Annotated in this window: 13 protein-coding genes and 1 pseudogene; 9 read left to right on the top strand and 5 right to left on the bottom strand. The window is 63.9% G+C overall.

The genetic code is table 11. The features are described 5' to 3' along the window. Positions 1 to 12: 12 nt before the first annotated feature. Both P9228_RS26990 and P9228_RS26985 read right to left on the bottom strand, forming a co-directional pair. Positions 13 to 483: a cyclophilin-like fold protein gene (locus tag P9228_RS26990; RefSeq protein WP_127241650.1), complete on the bottom strand. Its 471-nt coding sequence runs from the start codon at positions 481 to 483 to the stop codon at positions 13 to 15. Beyond that, a pseudogene (locus P9228_RS26985) lies at positions 480 to 1,669 on the bottom strand (MFS transporter). The gene P9228_RS26990 and the pseudogene P9228_RS26985 overlap by 4 nt, the downstream one beginning before the upstream one ends. 148 nt (positions 1,670 to 1,817) lie before the next feature. Here P9228_RS26985 and P9228_RS26980 point away from each other — a divergent pair. From P9228_RS26980 to P9228_RS26965, 4 genes are all read left to right on the top strand, one after another. Continuing rightward, positions 1,818 to 2,711 (top strand): LysR family transcriptional regulator, encoded by an 894-nt coding sequence (locus P9228_RS26980; RefSeq protein ID WP_278056520.1) that lies wholly within the window; start codon positions 1,818 to 1,820, stop codon positions 2,709 to 2,711. 133 nt (positions 2,712 to 2,844) lie between these two features. Beyond that, a complete protein-coding gene (locus P9228_RS26975; RefSeq protein WP_278056518.1) occupies positions 2,845 to 3,672 on the top strand; it encodes a transporter substrate-binding domain-containing protein in 828 nt (275 codons plus the stop codon). 49 nt (positions 3,673 to 3,721) lie between these two features. Then, entirely contained in the window at positions 3,722 to 5,002 is a 1,281-nt protein-coding gene (locus P9228_RS26970; protein WP_278056516.1) for an FAD-binding oxidoreductase, read from the top strand. 18 nt (positions 5,003 to 5,020) lie between these two features. After that, the gene (locus tag P9228_RS26965) at positions 5,021 to 5,992 is read left to right on the top strand and encodes an amino acid ABC transporter permease (RefSeq protein WP_095801486.1); all 972 of its coding nucleotides are present in this window, start codon (positions 5,021 to 5,023) and stop codon (positions 5,990 to 5,992) included. Between the two features lie 3 nt (positions 5,993 to 5,995). Here the strand turns inward: P9228_RS26965 and P9228_RS26960 are convergent, their stop codons facing one another. Then, positions 5,996 to 6,811 (bottom strand): PfkB family carbohydrate kinase, encoded by an 816-nt coding sequence (locus P9228_RS26960; protein ID WP_127215231.1) that lies wholly within the window; start codon positions 6,809 to 6,811, stop codon positions 5,996 to 5,998. A 45-nt stretch (positions 6,812 to 6,856) separates the two neighbouring features. Further along, positions 6,857 to 7,870, bottom strand: a complete 1,014-nt coding sequence (locus P9228_RS26955) for an SIS domain-containing protein (RefSeq protein WP_127215232.1) — start codon at positions 7,868 to 7,870, stop codon at positions 6,857 to 6,859. A 187-nt stretch (positions 7,871 to 8,057) separates the two neighbouring features. On the opposite strand from P9228_RS26955, the gene P9228_RS26950 reads away from it, so the two are divergent. The 4 genes from P9228_RS26950 (at position 8,058) to P9228_RS26935 (ending at position 12,014) form a co-directional block, all read left to right on the top strand. Next, a complete protein-coding gene (locus tag P9228_RS26950) occupies positions 8,058 to 8,789 on the top strand; it encodes a GntR family transcriptional regulator (protein WP_095801575.1) in 732 nt (243 codons plus the stop codon). 438 nt (positions 8,790 to 9,227) lie between these two features. Next, positions 9,228 to 9,806 carry a TetR/AcrR family transcriptional regulator gene (locus P9228_RS26945; protein WP_278056512.1) on the top strand — a complete coding sequence of 193 codons (579 nt, stop codon included), beginning with the start codon at positions 9,228 to 9,230 and terminating at the stop codon, positions 9,804 to 9,806. Positions 9,807 to 9,845: 39 nt separating this feature from the next. Next, entirely contained in the window at positions 9,846 to 11,120 is a 1,275-nt protein-coding gene (gene fabF, locus P9228_RS26940; RefSeq protein ID WP_278056510.1) for a beta-ketoacyl-ACP synthase II, read from the top strand. A 78-nt stretch (positions 11,121 to 11,198) separates the two neighbouring features. Next, positions 11,199 to 12,014, top strand: a complete 816-nt coding sequence (locus P9228_RS26935) for an oxidoreductase (protein ID WP_278056508.1) — start codon at positions 11,199 to 11,201, stop codon at positions 12,012 to 12,014. A gap of 73 nt (positions 12,015 to 12,087) precedes the next feature. Here the strand turns inward: P9228_RS26935 and P9228_RS26930 are convergent, their stop codons facing one another. Next, on the bottom strand, positions 12,088 to 14,037 hold the full coding sequence (locus tag P9228_RS26930; protein ID WP_278056505.1) for a GGDEF domain-containing phosphodiesterase: 1,950 nt from the start codon (positions 14,035 to 14,037) through the stop codon (positions 12,088 to 12,090). Between the two features lie 478 nt (positions 14,038 to 14,515). On the opposite strand from P9228_RS26930, the gene P9228_RS26925 reads away from it, so the two are divergent. Next, positions 14,516 to 16,051, top strand: a complete 1,536-nt coding sequence (locus P9228_RS26925; RefSeq protein WP_278056504.1) for an FAD-dependent oxidoreductase — start codon at positions 14,516 to 14,518, stop codon at positions 16,049 to 16,051. Positions 16,052 to 16,283 lie beyond the last annotated feature (232 nt).

Genomic DNA, 16,283 nt, shown 5'->3' with positions numbered 1-16,283 from the left:
TCCTTTGCGTTCTCACATGCGTTCGATGCGCAGCGGGAACTCGCCGCGTATGTGCAGGGCCTCTTCGCCCCCGTCGAAGCGGCCGAGCCTGATCAGCCCGGGATGGCGGTAGTCGGCGTAGAACATCGCCAGATTGCCCCAGGACACGAAGTAGCAGAGGTCATAGGGCTGCTCGTTGCCGAACGGGCCGCTGCCCTCTTCGGTCAGCTTGCGCGGCAGATAGGCGATCTTCTCGTTACGCGCGTAGTCGTCGATCGTGAGATCGAGCGGCAGCATGGAAAAGAAATCGCGTGCCGAAGGATTGTCGTAGAGCGTGGCCGTCATGGTTCGGCCATCGAATGTCATTCTGATCTTCATGTCGGCGGGTTCCTGGCTGGCCGGGCCCCTGCCCTGCTGGCTGCGGGCGCGCCGCGGCAGGAGCGTTGATGCGAGCGCGGCGCCGAGCAATGCGCGGCGACTGAGCTTGGGATGGCCGGTCGTCATGGCACGGCCCTCCCGCCCATGCGCGATGCGGCGAACGCGGCGAGCGCCGCTCCGCAAAGCAGCGCCGCGCCGAAGGCAAAGGCTCCCCACCAGCCGACCGTGTCGAAAAGCGTGCCGCCGATCGCAGCGCCGCCGGTAATGGCAAGCTGGATGACGGCCACCTGCAACCCGCCGCCGGCCTCCGCGTCTTCAGGCAGCGTGCGGCTGAGCCAGGTGCCCCAGCCGACGGGCGCGGCCGTGCCGAAGAAACCCCAGACGAAAAGCAGCAGGGCCTGGGAAGGGGTATTGCGCCGAGGGCGATGAGCGCGAGCGCAAGCACGGCCATGACCAGCGGAATGACGATCAGGATGCTGAACAGACGCGCGCGCAGCAGCCGGCCGATGCACCAGGTGCCGCCGACGCCCGCGAGCCCCATGACCAGCAGGATCGCCGAAAGCGTCGCGACGTCGACCTGGGTGACCCTTTCGAGGAAGGGACGCAGATAGGTGAAGAGCGCGAACTGGCCCATGAACAGCATCATGACCGATGCCATGCCGATGGCGACCGGAGGACGGCCGAGAAGAGACAGGCTGTTGCCCGACCGCTTTCGCCGGCGCGGCGGGAGCGGCGGCAGGCTGAGCCACTGCCAGACGAGCGCCAGGAACCCGAGCGGCACGACCAGGAAGAACGCGCCGCGCCAACCGGCATAGGCCCCAAGCAGGCTGCCCAGCGGCGCGGCAATGGTGGCCGCGACGGCGTTGCCGGCGTTCAGCATGGCGAGGCCCTTTGGGACCTGCTCCTCGGGGACGAGGCGCATGACGATCGCGGTCGACATCGACCAGAAGCCGCCGATCGCCATGCCGAGCAGCGCGCGGCCGGCCATCAGGAACGCGTAGTTCGGGGCGAAGGTGACGGCAAGCCCGGACGCGATGAGAAGCACGGTGAAGCCGGTGACGACCAGCCTGCGATCGATGCGGCGCGTCAGACCGGCGACCAGCAGGCTGGTCACGACAGCGAAAATGCCCGAAATCGAGATCGCCTGGCCCGCCCGACCCTCGGTGATACCGAGATCGGTCGCGATCGGCGACAGCAGGCTGACCGGCATGAACTCCGAGGCGATGAGCACCGAAACGCAAAGCGCCATCGAGAGCACCGCGCCCCGCATGGCGCGGTCTTCGACAAGCCTTGTGTCGTAAGTGGTTTCCATTCGGGGGCATCCTTGCAAGCGGGGCGCCGGAATCGGCCACGGCCGCCGCGACCTGCCCGGAAGATATTGCAGTGCAACCAAATCGATTAGAGCCGATAATCCGTATGGACTTATCTACCTGTGATATAAATCGATCAGGAGGTTCTCCATGCAGCGCGGCGACATGAAAGATTTGCTGTGGTTCCTGGCTGTCGCCCGGGAGCGCAGCTTCACCAGGGCAGCAGCGGAACTCGGCACGTCACAGTCGACGCTCAGCCACACCATCAAGCAGTTGGAAGCCCGCCTCGGCGTTCGCCTGCTTACGCGCACGACGCGAAGCGTGGCGCCGACGGAAGCCGGCGAGCGGCTCTACCAGTCGCTCGCCCCACGCTTCGAGGAGATCGAGGCCGATCTCGCGGGTCTGGTCGCCTTCCGGGACAAGCCCGCTGGCACGGTACGCATCACGCTGTCCGACCATGCGCTGGAGACGACGGTCTGGCCGAAGCTCGAGCCGATGCTCTGCGACTATCCCGACTTGCGCGTCGAGCTCTACAGCGACAACGGCATGCGCAACATCGTGGAGGAGCGCTTCGACGCCGGCGTGCGGCTTGGCGAGAGCGTCGACAGGGACATGATCGCGGTGCGGATCGGCCCCGACTGGCGGCTGGTGGCCATCGCCTCGCCGGAGTATTTCTCCCGCCGCCCAGTCCCGAGGACACCGCAGGATCTGGTCGGGCATGACTGCATCGGCCTGCGGCAGGCGACGTTTGGCGGGCTCTATGCCTGGGAGTTCGAGAAGAAGGGCCGCGAGCTTCGGGTCCGGGTCGATGGCCAGCTGACCTTCAACTCGACCTTGCCGATGATCGATGCGGCGCTAAGCGGCTACGGCATCGCTTATGTCCCGGAAAACCTCGTCAGCCGCCACATCGCGGACGGGCGGCTGACGCTCGTGCTCGATGATTGGAGCCTGCCCTTTCCGGGCTATCACCTCTATTATCCGAGCCGGCGGCAGCTTTCTCCGGCGATGGCAGTCGTCGTCGAGGCGCTTCGGCATCGGAGTTGAGCCTGGGGCCGGGGCGGCAGTGGACGCTCATTGCAGGCTGAACTCGGCAATGCCCGACAAAAGATGCTTGACTCGCCCTGCCCCTTCCGGACAATTGCGTTGTCAGACATCTTACATACGAGAGGGAGGTTTCGTGAGGAGATTGATCGCTTGTTTCGCGGTGGCTGCCGGCGCGCTCGCATTCGTGTCGGCAGCGCGAGCGGGAGAAACCCTGGATCGCGTCACATCCAAGAAGGCCATGGTGGTCGCGACCAACAGCGGCTGGCCGCCGCAGAGCTTTCTCGACGAAAGCAACCAGTTGGTGGGTTTTGATATCGACGTCTCGAAAGAGATCGCCAAGCGTCTGGGCGTGGAGGTCAGCTTCGAGACGCCCGACTGGGCCACAATGACCGGCGGCCACTGGCAAGGCCGCTACGACCTCGGCGTCGGCTCGGTGACGCCGACCAAGGCCCGGGCCAACGTGATCGATTTCGCCGGCATCTATTATTACAGCCCTTATGTTTATGTGGTCCACAAGGACAGCAAGGCGAAGTCCGTGAACGACCTGAACGGCAAGGTGATCGGTGTCGAAACCGCCACGACTTCGGAAGATTTCATCCGCCGTCAGCTGGAGATCGACGCTCCCGGCCTTCCGCCAGTCGAATATAAGCTGCAACCGGGCGAGATCCGGACCTTTGCCGATTCCATGCTGCCATTCGACGATTTGAGACTTGGGGACGGCGTGCGGCTCGACGCAGTCATCGCGCCCGAGCAGACCGCCCAGAACGCCATCAAGAACGGGTATCCGCTGCGCATCCTCGAGGGCGACTACGCCTTCCGCGAGCCGCTGGTGGTGATCGCGGACAAGGGTGACGCCGAGTGGACCACCAAGATCGGCGGCATCATCGACCAGATGAAAAAAGACGGCACACTCGCCACGCTGACCACCAAATGGTACGGCAAGAACTACAGCGCCGAATGACGTTCGTCGCGGGCGGCTTTGAAGGCCGCCCGCTCTCATGCGATTCATCATGACCTATCCCGATACTTATTATCGCCGCACGCTTGCCGACGAGAAGGTCAGACCACCTTTGGCCGGTCTGGCCGAATGCGACACGGTCATTGTCGGCGGCGGACTGGCCGGTCTGACGACGGCGCTGCAGCTGGCCCGCGCCGGGCGCGAAGTCGTCCTGCTCGAAGCCGAGCGCGTCGGCTTCGGCGCCTCGGGCCGCAACGGCGGCTTCGTCAGCCCCGGCTTCGCCACCGGCAGCGACAATATCGCCGCGATGGCCGGCACCGCGGCGGCACAGAAGCTGCACCGATTGTCGATCGAAGGCGTCGAATTCGTGCGGCAGACGATCAAGGATCTCGACATCAAGGCGGCAAAGCCTCGCCCCGGAATTATCGGCGTGCTTCGCCATGACGGCGGCGCCGAACTGAAGGGCCACGCCGAACGGCTGGCGCGGGATTTCGACTATCCGCTCGAATATCTCGAGCGTGACCAGGTGCGCGCGGTGCTGCAGTCCGAGCGCTACTATCAGGGCCTGCGCGACCCCAACGCCTTCCACATGCATCCGCTCAACTATCTGCGCTCCGTCGCCGACGAGATCGAGAGGCTGGGCGGCAGGATCCACGAGGCGACGAGCGCCGTCGAGGCGAGACTCGTCGGCCCGCAAAAGACCATGCGCACAGCAAACGGCGAAGTACGCGCGCGGCAGGCGGTGTTCGCCACCGGCGGCTACACAGGACGGCTGCTCGGCCAGTTGAGGCGGGCCATGTTGCCGATTGCGACCTATGTGATGCTGACCGAGGAGGCCCCGGAACTCATCGCCAGCGCCATCGCGACGACCGACGGCATAGGCGATAGCCGCCGCGCCGGCGACTACTACCGCGTCGTGGAAGACGGGCGGCGGCTGCTCTGGGGTGGACGCATCACCACGCGGGCCGCTTCGCCGGCAGCGCTGGCCAGGGAATTGCGCCGGGAGATGGTCGGAACCTATCCTCAGCTCGCTGCGCTCAAGACCGAACTCGCCTGGTCGGGGCTGATGGCCTACGCCCGGCACCTGATGCCCCAGATCGGACAGCTGCAGCCAGGCGTCTGGTATCTCACGGCGTTTGGCGGCCATGGCATCAACACCACCGCCATGGCCGGCAAGGTGGTGGCCGAGGCGATACTCGGCCAGTCGGACCGTTACCGGCTGTTCGAACGGTTCGGACTGACCTGGGCGGGCGGGCCGGTCGGGCTTGCCGCGGCGCAACTCACCTATTGGAAGCTACAGGCGCAGGATTGGTGGCGCGAACGCCCCCGCTGACCACAGGGAGATCGACAGGTGATCGGCAGACTGCTGCTCAATTATCCGGACGCCGCGCGTCGCATCGGCATGTGCCTGGCGCTCGCCGCGTTCGCCGCAGGCCTCTACGGGCTTGGCATCAAAGCCGACTGGATCGGCAAGCTGGTTCCGAGCTCCCTCGAATGGCTTGCCGCCAATCCCGCGGCAGCGCGAGGCGTTTCGGCGGTGCTGATCGCGCTGATCGCGGCGGCCAACTGGAAAGCCCTGCAGCAACTCGGGCGCAAACAGCAGATCGTGGCGGTGTGGATCGAGCTGTTCGTGCTGCTGATGCTGTTCTTCTATTCCTTCGACCTGTCGTTCTCTTTCATTGGCAGGAAGATCGGCTTCCTCGTCTCGCAGGGCGTGGTGACGACGCTCTACATCTCCGCCATTTCGATCGCCATCGCCACGGTCATCGCCTTCATCGGCGCCATAGCCAAGCTCTCCAAGAACGGCGTCATCTATGGCCTGGCAACGTTCTACACCTCGCTGTTCCGCGGGCTGCCGTTGCTGATGCAGATCTACATCATCTATCTCGGCCTGCCGCAGGTCGGCTACGTGATCGGGGCCGTGCCCGCCGGCATCATGGCGCTGTCGCTTTGCTACGGCGCCTACATGACCGAAATTTTCCGCGCCGGCATCGAAAGCATTCCGCGCGGCCAGACCGAGGGCGCCACCGCGCTTGGCCTCAGCCCCAACCAGACGATGTTCCTGGTGATCCTGCCGCAAGCGATGCGCGTCATCGTTCCCCCGACCGGCAACCAGTTCATCGCGATGCTGAAGGATTCCTCGCTGATTTCGGTGGTCGGCGTATGGGAGATCATGTATCTGGCGCGCACGCAGGGCCAGACCGAGTTCCGGCACATCGAGATGCTGATCACCGCCTCGATGATCTACTGGCTGCTGTCGATCGGGCTCGAATTCCTGCAGTCCCGCATCGAGGAACGGTTCGGGCGCTCGCTGAAGCGCTGAACTTCAGTGCGGCATTCCCTCCTGGGGGAAGCCGCCGAGATGGCAGCAGGTCAGCGCGGCGCGATCGCGGCCGCTTTCGAGACATTGCAACAGCGGCTTTTTGGCCAGCCAGGCGTGGAGAAAGCCGGCAATGAAACTGTCGCCGGCGCCGGTCGTGTCGACGACCTCGACCGGACGGATGCCGGTCTCGGCGCGCTCGCGGGCCGTCACCGCCATCGATCCCTCGGCACCGCGCATGACGACGGCGCAGCCTGCGCCGCGCGACAGAAGGTCCACCGCCATCGCCGCCGCGGCACCATAGGGTTCGCCGGTCGAGCAGAAGGCTATGCTCAGGCCCTCGACGCCGAGATTGGCCGGATCGGCGTTGACCGAAATGTCCTGCGAGACGCTGACGCCTGCCCGCGACAGGCGCCTGCGCAAGGCGCCGCCGTCATCCAGCCAGCCGATATGGACGTGATCCATCGCCTCCATGATGGCAAGTTCGGCCTCGTGCGGCGCGTATCCGGCGCAGGCGCCGAAATCCTCGGCGGCGATCAGCCGCTCACCTGACGGCAACACTTTGATGTCGGTCCAGGCGGTGTTGCGGTCGCCGACTCGCAGGTGGTCGACCACGACCCGATTGGCTTCGAGCTCGGCGCGGGTGCGCTCGCCTTCGGCGTCGCGGCCGACGGCGCCGAAATAGAAGCTCCTATTGCCAAGCCGGGCGAGCTGGACGGCGACGTTGAGCGCGTTGCCGCCGACCAGCGAGCGCCCAATCGGCAAGCCGAGGCGGTCAGTGCAATTGTCGCCGACGGCGGCAAATCGAAATTGAGCCGTCATATCCCCTCTGCTACGCCATGAAGCGCTGCCGCTAAAGGCACGCGCTCAATAGGCTACGCGTTTGTAGTAGCGGCGCGTCGTCAGCGGGTGGTTGCGGATTACCTCGAGATGAGCACTGACGCGTTCGAGGGCGGTGGCCAGCACGACCGGCGAAACCAGCGCGCGCACGTCCGCAGAAATGCCGGGCAGTTCGAAGGCGGCCGTGTCGAGCACCGTCGTCTTGTCCGTGTAGTTAGCTGCGAAATTCTCGACCCGCTCGGCCAGCGGCCGGGCGCTGTCGTCGCCCTTGAAGAGAACAACGCTCACGTCTTTTTCCACCAGCTCCAGCGTGCCGTGGAAAAAATCGGAGGCATGCACCGGACGGGTCCGGATCCATTGCATCTCTTCCAGGATGCACATGCCGTAATACCAAGCCTGCGGCCAGACGTTCCCGGCGCCGGTTATGATGTGATAGTCGGAGGCGGCCAGTTTTTGGGCGAAGTCGGCGGCTTGCTTTTCATAGCTCCGCTTCACCTCCAGCAGCAATCGCGGCAACTGCGCCAGCTCGGCGAAAATCCGTTCGGATTCGGCCAGCTCGCCGCGATGCTTCAGCACCGAAAGCGCGATGAACAGCGACTGGAGGTAGAAGGACTCGCAGGAGGTGTCGTCCTCAGCGAAGTTGACGAAGACGTGGTCCCCGCCCCTGCCGAGCGGCGTCTCCTCATGCCCAACCAGCGCGATCACCGTCGCTCCGATCTCCTTGATCCTAGCCAGCAGCGCCACGCTTTCCTTGGTGGTGCCCGAGAGCGAAGGCAGCACGACGATCGATTTCTCGGTCAGGTGCACGGATTGGGCAAGCTGCAGCTCGGCAGTGATATCGACGAAGGCGGGAAAGCCGGACCGGCGCTGCAGCAATTGTGCGGCCGGATGCATCAGAATCGCCGCGCCCCCGGTGCCGAGGAAGAAGATGTTTTGAGCCCCGGCGGCGAGACATTGCGCAACGGCGGTTTCGATGCGCTCCCGCAAAGCCACCGCCCCCGATTGAATGCGTACAAACCGGGCTTCGTCGAAATTGAGCATCGTTCCCTCGATCGCATCTGTTGTAAGACAACTGACATCTTGCTGAGCGCATTTCAAGAGAAATCTTGCGGACCGGCTCCGGTCCAATTGCGTATGCAGCAAGTGAGGCGCCACGACATGCCCCCGCTTGACCTAGCCGCGATTGTCCGACAACAAAAGGAGAGTTGGCACTATGGGGATCAGGGACTTGGACGAGCCGCTTCGGGATGCGCGCACACTGGCGGTCCAGCTCCGCGACCGCCTTGCCGACCTGATCAGAAGCGAGGGGCTCAAGCCCGGCGACCGGCTGCCGACCGAGTCGCAGTTAACGCAGCGCTTCCGCATCTCGCGCCCTGCCCTGCGCGAAGCGCTGAAACTTCTCGAACAGGACGGCGCCATTTCCGTCACCCACGGCCTCGGCCGCTTTGTCACGGCGAACTCTGCCGTGCAGGTCGACCGGCCGATAACGATGTTCGAAAGCGTGACCGACATGTCGCGCCATTACGGCTACGACACCATCAACAAGGTTCTGTCGATCGCCGAGGAAACGCCCGATCCGGTGATCCAGCAGCAATTGCGGCTGGCCGACGGAGAGCGCGTCATAAGACTGGAACGGCTGCGGCTGCACAACGACGTGCCCCTCATCTACTCGCTGGATTACGTGCCGCGCAGCCTTTTGCCCGGCCGCCTTTTCGACATCGAATGGAGTGGTTCGCTGCTCGCGCTGTTGGAGAAACACCGCCATCAGCCGCGTATGTCGGCCGCCTCGGTTTCAGCCGTGACGCTGCCGGACGAAATCGTGCAGCGCAACGACCTGCGCGATTTCGGGCCGGCGCTGCTCATTACTGAAACCTGTTTCGATGCGACCGGGACACCGGTCGTCTATGCCGCTGTCTATCATCGCGGCAGCCATTTCGCCTTCAGCTTCGCACGGCGGTGACGCCCAACGCCGGCGATTCGGGCCGGCGACGGCGGTGTTCGCCGGGACGCTGCCGATTGGGAATTGAGTTCGAGAATAGCCTTCGAATAGGTCCTCTGGTCCACGCGTCTTTTGTTAGGTCCTGGCCAACGCTCTGAGACTCTTGTCCGGCAGCTTGCCAGGCCGCGATCCGTGGCGGGGTAGTCCGGCAGCGTTGCGCTCATCTGCATGTCGCCCACGGTCGAGACCGTCACCTCCCCGCCGGATCTCGAGAGCGCGTAGAGCTGTTCGCGGTGGCCCGGCAACGAGAAGCTCACGGAATCCCGGTGGGCGGGGCGCATTTGGCCTGCAGCAAACCTGAGCCCCCGACGAGCCGCCTATCCCGAATCCTAAATAGATTGCGCTCAGTCTCTAAATGGCATATAGATTTCGTACGCAATCTAAATATGGAGGGCGATCATGCGCGTGAGCCGCATTCAGGCTGAGAAGAACCGGCAGACCGTGATCGACGTGGCCAGCCGCCTTTTTCGGGAACATGGGTTCGACGGCATCGGCCTCAAGGATCTGATGAAGGGTGCCGGGCTGACCCAAGGCGCCTTCTACAAGCAGTTCGCGTCGAAGGAGGACTTGGTCGCACAGGCTTCCAGACGGGCGGTGGAGAGTACGGCTGCCCGATGGGCGACGGCGACCGCAGCCAATCCCCGCGATCCGCTTGGGGCGGTGATGGCATTTTACCTCAGCATGGGCCATCGCGAGCAAAGGATGGACGGCTGCCCGGTCGCGGCGCTCGGCTCGGATGCTGCCAGACAGGGGGCCGACGTGAAAGGGTCATTCGAAGCCGGCATCAAGCAGTATCTCGAAATCATCGGCCGGTTGATCGCCGCGACCGATGGCGAAGAGCCCAACAGCAAGGCCATGGCCATTCTTTCGACGATGGTCGGCGCGCTGACGTTGTCGCGCGTCGTCAACGATCCCGACCTCGCTCAGGCCTTTCTGGATGCGGCGGCCGAACAGGTTCGCGACGCAGTCACGGCTTGAACCGCGCGGGACTGACGACTGGGATTGATAGGAGAATAGATGCGACGGATCGTTGTAACGGGCATGGGCGCGGTCACGCCGCTTGCGGCGGATGTCGAGACGTCCTGGTCGCGTCTCCTGGCCGGCCGCTCTGGTATCCGCAGGCTCGCGGACGACGTGGTGGAAGATTTGCCGGCGAAGATCGGCGGCGTGGTTCCCTCCCTGGAAGAAGATCCCGAAGCCGGCCTCGATCCGAACGCTTTCCTGACTCCGAAGGATCAGCGTAAGGTCGACCGCTTCATCCTGTTCGCGCTGGCCGCAGCAGAAGAGGCGCTTGCCCAGGCGAGATGGAAACCGGCCTTGGAAAAGGATCGGCTTCGCACGGCGACGATCATCGCTTCAGGTGTCGGAGGTTTTCCCGCCATCACCGAGGCTGTCCGGACCGTCGACCAGCGCGGCGTTCGGCGCCTTTCGCCGTTCACGGTGCCATCTTTCCTGGTGAACCTCGCGGCTGGCCACGTCTCGATCCGCTACGGCTTCAAAGGCCACATCGGCGCACCGGTAACCGCATGCGCCGCCGGCATCCAGGCGATCGGCGATGCGGCTCGCATCATCCGCGCCAATGAGGCCGATGTCGCTTTGTGCGGCGGCACCGAGGCATGCATGAACACCGTCAGCTTGGGCGGCTTCGCAGCGGCACGCTCGCTTTCGACCTCCTTCAATCACCGTCCCGATCAGGCCTCTCGTCCGTTCGACCTGTCGCGGGACGGGTTCGTCATGGGCGAAGGCGCCGGCATCCTGGTCATCGAGGAATTGAGCCATGCGCTGGCTCGCGGCGCGAAACCGCTCGCCGAGGTCGTCGGCTACGGCACCACGGCGGATGCCCATCATGTCACTTCCGGCCCCGAGGACGGCGATTGCGCGCGACGTGCGATGGAGGTCGCGATTGCCCAGGCCGGCATCTCGCCACGCGACATCCGCCACCTCAATGCGCATGCGACCTCCACGCCGGTGGGCGACCTGGGAGAAATCGAAGCGATCAAAAGGGTCTTCGGCGCGGATTTCTCGATCGCCGTCAGCGGGACCAAGTCGGCGACCGGACACCTGCTCGGCGCTGCCGGCGGGCTCGGCGCGATCTTCACGATATTGGCGCTCAGGGACCAGGTGGCGCCGCCAACCCTCAATCTGGGCGCGCCCGATCCGGCCGGCGACGGCATAGACTTCGTCGCGAACCAAGCCCGGCCAATGGAAATGGACTACGCGATCTCCAATGGGTTTGGCTTCGGAGGTGTGAACGCCAGCGCGCTGTTCCGGCGCTGGGACGGACAGGCATGAACGGTCGAGCCGCTCCCTGGCTGAGGCTTTTGTTTCGGCCTTCCGATTTCCCCACTCCAGCCGCAAGAAAGTGATCTCATGGAAAAGACCAATCCTGGCGTCGCCCTCGTCACAGGCGCATCCTCGGGCATCGGGCGCGCAACAGCCGCAGCCCTCCGGAACGCGGGCTTTCGCGTGTTCGGAACCAGCCGTCGCGCGGTCTCCGAACAGTCCGATGGCGTTGCCATGCTGACCGGCGACGTGACCGACGACGCGTCCATATCGAAGCTGGTCGAAGAGGTGCTGGCCGAAACAGGGCGCATAGACTTGCTGGTCAACAATGCCGGCATCGGCCTGCTTGGCGGCGCGGAGGAGTCCTCGACTGCGCAGGCTCAGGCGCTTTTCGATGTGAATGTCTTTGGTGTCATCCGGATGACCAACGCGGTGCTGCCGACAATGCGACACCAACGCAGCGGCAGAATCGTGAATTTGAGTTCCGTGCTGGGCCTGATTCCGGCTCCCTATTCCGCTCTCTATGCGTCGACCAAGCATGCGATCGAAGGCTATTCAGAATCGCTGGACCATGAACTGCGCTCGTTCGGAATTCGCGTGGTGCTGGTCGAGCCCGCCTACACCCGCACGTCGTTTGAAGAAAATCTCGCCAGGCCCGATCAGTTGCTGGACATCTATGGCATCGCGCGCGCCGGCATGGATGTGGTTCTGCGGAAAGCCATCGAGACAGGCGATGCGCCCGAGGTCGTGGCCAAGACGGTCTTGCAAGCGGCGACCGCCTCCGTTCCGCGGAGGCGCTATGCTGCCGGAAAAATGGCTCGCCAGATCAGCTTGCTGCGCCGTTTCGTTCCCGAATCCGCCTTCGACAAGAGCCTGCGAAAGCAAAACGGCCTGCCGGCCTGATATCCAAGTCGCCGACAGTGGTCATTCGAGGCTCTCTGACACAGGAGTTGGGCAGCCGCAGCCGCCCACCCCCTTAGGCGGCGCTGCCGGTTCGGCGCGACGGGAGTTGCCCGGGATCACAGGCGGCATTTGCGGCGGCAGAGGTGTCGAAACGCCTCGGCTCGAAGGCCAGCGCATCGTGCATGGGAAGCGCTGCCGAGAAGAGGAAGCCCTGCCCGATCATGCAATGGAGCGAGCGCAGGATCAGGCGATCGGCGTCCGTTTCGACCCCCTCCGCCATGACCTCTATGCCAAGCGTTCGTCCGAGATCGATGACGGCCTTGACCAGCGCCTGATCTTCCACGGATTTGGCCAGATCGCGAACGAAGTCCTTGTCGATCTTGATCTTGCGGATCCGACTGTCCTTCAGCGAAACCAGGGTCGAAAAGCCGGTGCCGAAATCGTCCAGCACGATCGATATGCCCGCGTCCGCCAGGCGTTCCAGCTTTTCGTCGACCCGGGCGCGATCCACGGGCGCCTCTTCGGTAATCTCTATCTCGAGCATGGCCGCGGGGACATTCCTCGTCTTCAGGATGTCCAGCATCATATCGTCGACATTGCCTGCCTCGAGTTCACGCGGCGACAGATTCATCGCAACGCGCACATCCTGGCGCCCTTTCCTCGCCAGTTCCTCGATCATGGAGCAGCAATTGAGAAAGACCTTCTCCGTCAGCAAGGAAAGCAGACCGGTTTCGCGTGCCGCTGTCACGATCTCCGGCGGGGGAATGGCGCCGTGAACCGGGTGCTGCCACCGCAGCAGCGCTTCGAAGCCGGCGACCGCTTGCGTGTCCAGCCGCACGATGGGCTGGAACCATGAGCAAAGCGTGCCTCTCTCGATAGCTGCGCGCAGGTCGCGCTCGATGCAGTGCTTGCGTTCGAGCCCGTGATCGAGCTCGGCATCGAAGAGGCAGTATTCGTTCCTGCCGCTGCGCTTGGCCGCGTAAAGCGCGAAGTCGGCGCGCAGCAGCATCTCCGTCAGTCGCGGTGTCTCCGATACGTAGATACCGATCGAGGCGCCGACACGCACCGATTTCAATGCCGGATCCGGATTGGCGATGGCCGCGATGATCAAGGACGCAAGCTCGTCTATCGAGTGCTGCGAGCTTGCGGCGGGAAAGAGCAGCACGAACTCGTCGCCGCCGATGCGCGCGATCGTTGCCCCCGGCGGCGCGTGGCTCTCTATCCTGCGCGCGACCCGGACCAGCAGGTCGTCGCCGATATTGTGACCATAGGTGTCGTTGACGGATTTGAAGCCGTCGAGATCGATCAGCATGGTCACGAACGGACCGTCGGAAAAACCCATCTCGCCGATTGCGTGCTCGAGCCCGTGCCTGTTGAGCAAGTTCGTCAGCGGATCGCACCTGGAGTTTCGTTCCATCCGGGCTGCGAACGCCCTCGCCTCGTATTTGAGGCGGCTCGTCTCCTTGAAGCGGGTCTGCCCGAGCAGCGAGCTTCTGATCATGCCTCCAAGAAAAAGCAGGACCGTGAGGCCGAGGACGTAGTTCTCGATATTGCCTTTCGCCAACACGCATCCTGCGGCGATCAGAAGCGGCAATGTCAAGAAGTTGATCGAAGCCGGCGCGTATGACGCACCATAGGTGACCGAACCGGCCGACAGGCCGGCGAGCACGATCAGATAGAGCGGCGCCTGGGGAGTGGTGTATCCATCCGACAGCACGGCCAGAAAAGACCAGGCGATGCCCGATGCCAGGGCTAACAGCCCGTAAACGGAAAGTCGCGCATCGACCGGCCTCGACCGGCCATCGGGCCCATTAAAGGCAATTTCCGGCTGGGTGAGGGCCAGTCCTATGCGGGCGCCGTTGATGATGGTGACCGCCACAAACCACAGCGCCGCCGCCGGGCCACCACCCGAGAGCATCTGCACGGCCAGGATCAGGGCCGAGAGAACGGTGCCGATGGGCATCGAGATGAAAAGGCCCTTCTTCAGGTCAGCGAACTGATCCCGCAGAATTCCCGCTTCCACGGCTTCGCTTTGCCCCTGAAGGGCTGAACCTGGGCCGGGCTGGTCGGAATTTCTCATGCCTAGTGGCTAAACGAGCGGAATGAAAATCGCGTTAAGGATTTCAGCGACTTACACCGCATCAGTCATGGATAGGCGAGCGCGACGGTCCGGCCCGCCTCCCCATCGGGGTCGAGGCTGTCCACAACTCCAGCCGAACGGACTGTTCCCCACGCTGCCTCTGCGCTTCGATCTACCCCGGTGTGGCGGGAGTTTGCGAAAATCTTTGGGTCCGTTTGGAAACCGATCTGACGAAACTCCATCAAATCATTCGTCGGCCGCTACGGTCACCAAAGGATGGGTGCCGATGTCGTGACAGGCCTCGAACTTTGCCCATCGACTGGCGCAAAGCAGGCCAGGCGATCGTTGATTTGCCCAAACCAGCGTCGGGAGTCAGTCTGGCTCGGTCGGACTCCAATCGAATAGCGCAGGGAGAAAGAAGATGGCTCAAGACCACTCTAAATCGAGCGGACCGGATCTGGCCCAAGGTATCGCGCTATCCGACCTTGCCGATGGCGCAAAGCTGGTCGGTCACTATGGCGATGAACAGGTGCTGTTGGTGCGCCGCGGGACAGAGGTCTTCGCAATCGGGGCGGCGTGCACGCATTATGGCGGGCCGCTGGTCGACGGTCTTGTCGTGGAGGATACCGTTCGATGTCCGTGGCACCACGCCTGCTTCGATTTGCGCACCGGCGAAGCCGTGCGTGCGCCTGCGTTCAGTCCACTCGCCTGCTGGTCGGTGGAACAGCGCGGCGATCGCATATTCGTGGGCGAGAAGCGCAAGCGAGTGGCTCAAAAGCCCGGCAGCGGAGGCGCTGGCCAGTTTGCCGGCAGAATCGTGATCGTCGGAGGCGGCGCGGCTGGTTTTGCAGCCGCCGAAAGACTGCGGCGTGAAGGCCATCAGGGCAGCATCGTCATGCTCAGCGACGACGAGGCGCCGCCCGTCGATCGCCCCAACCTTTCCAAGGATTACCTCGCCGGCAAGGCGCCGTCGGATTGGGTTCCGCTGCGCGGGGAAAGCTTCTATGCCAAGAACGGCATTGATCTGCGCCTCAAAGCCAGCGTCGCCGACGTCGATGTCCGGTCCGGCGAGGTCGTGCACGCAGACGGGAACCGAACTGCCTACGACCGTTTGCTGCTTGCTACGGGAGCCGAACCGGTCCGCCTCACGATCCCGGGCGCCCATCAGCCACGGGTCCATACGCTGCGCTCGCTCTCCGACTGCAGCACGATTATCGAGGAAGCCGAGACGGCCCGCAGCGCCATCGTGCTGGGCGCCAGTTTCATCGGCCTCGAGGTTGCCGCGTCCCTGCGTGCGCGGAACATCGAAGTTCATGTCGTCGCGCCCGACGAACGGCCGATGGAGCGGGTCCTCGGGCCGCAGATGGGCGACTTCATCCGCAGCCTCCACGAGCAAAATGGCGTCGTCTTTCATCTCAAGGACACCGCGACCGCCATCGACGGCACGAACGTGCAACTGAGCAGCGGCCTTACGCTGACCGCGGATCTCATCGTCGCTGGCATCGGCGTGCGGCCGCGGCTCGGGCTTGCCGAAAAGGCTGGGCTCAGGCTCGACCGCGGCATCATGGTGGACGCCTTTCTGGAGACGAGCGCGCCGGGCATTTTCGCGGCAGGCGACATTGCGCGATGGCCCGATGCCCACTCCGGCGAAAACATCAGGGTCGAGCACTGGGTGGTCGCAGAAAGGCAGGGACAGACGGCAGCTCTGAACATGCTCGGACAGCGCGAGAAATACACTGCCGTGCCGTTCTTCTGGAGCCAGCATTATGACGTCCCGATCAACTACGTTGGACATGCGGAGCGATGGGACGAGATCGCGGTGGAAGGCGACATCGCCGCCAAAGATTGCCTCCTGCGTTTCAAGCGCAAGGGACGCACACTGGCGGTCGCCTCGATTCTTCGCGACATCGAAAGCCTGAAGGCCGAATTGGAGATGGAACGCCAGAGCGCTACCTGATGAAGCATGCAGAGGCCGCTTAGAGCAGCGCACGCACGGAGGCGGCCGGCGTCGGTCTGCAATGCGCTCAAATCCGACATCCGCCCGGAACGGCCGACGGCTGCAAATGTGATGCAGTTGAGGACCAAAGGCCGTTTTGCCGTTTCAGACGGCCTGGCGAAGGCTGATTTGCCGCCATGCGATCGGCGGTACCAATCGCCTACGAAAAGCAACAACGCGATGAAACCTTTCA

This window comes from Mesorhizobium sp. WSM4898, assembly GCF_029625845.1.
In the GTDB taxonomy this organism is placed as follows: Bacteria; Pseudomonadota; Alphaproteobacteria; order Rhizobiales; family Rhizobiaceae; genus Mesorhizobium.
Note: the sequence above shows the minus strand (reverse complement) of the source record. Positions and strands in the feature narration are given on the sequence as shown.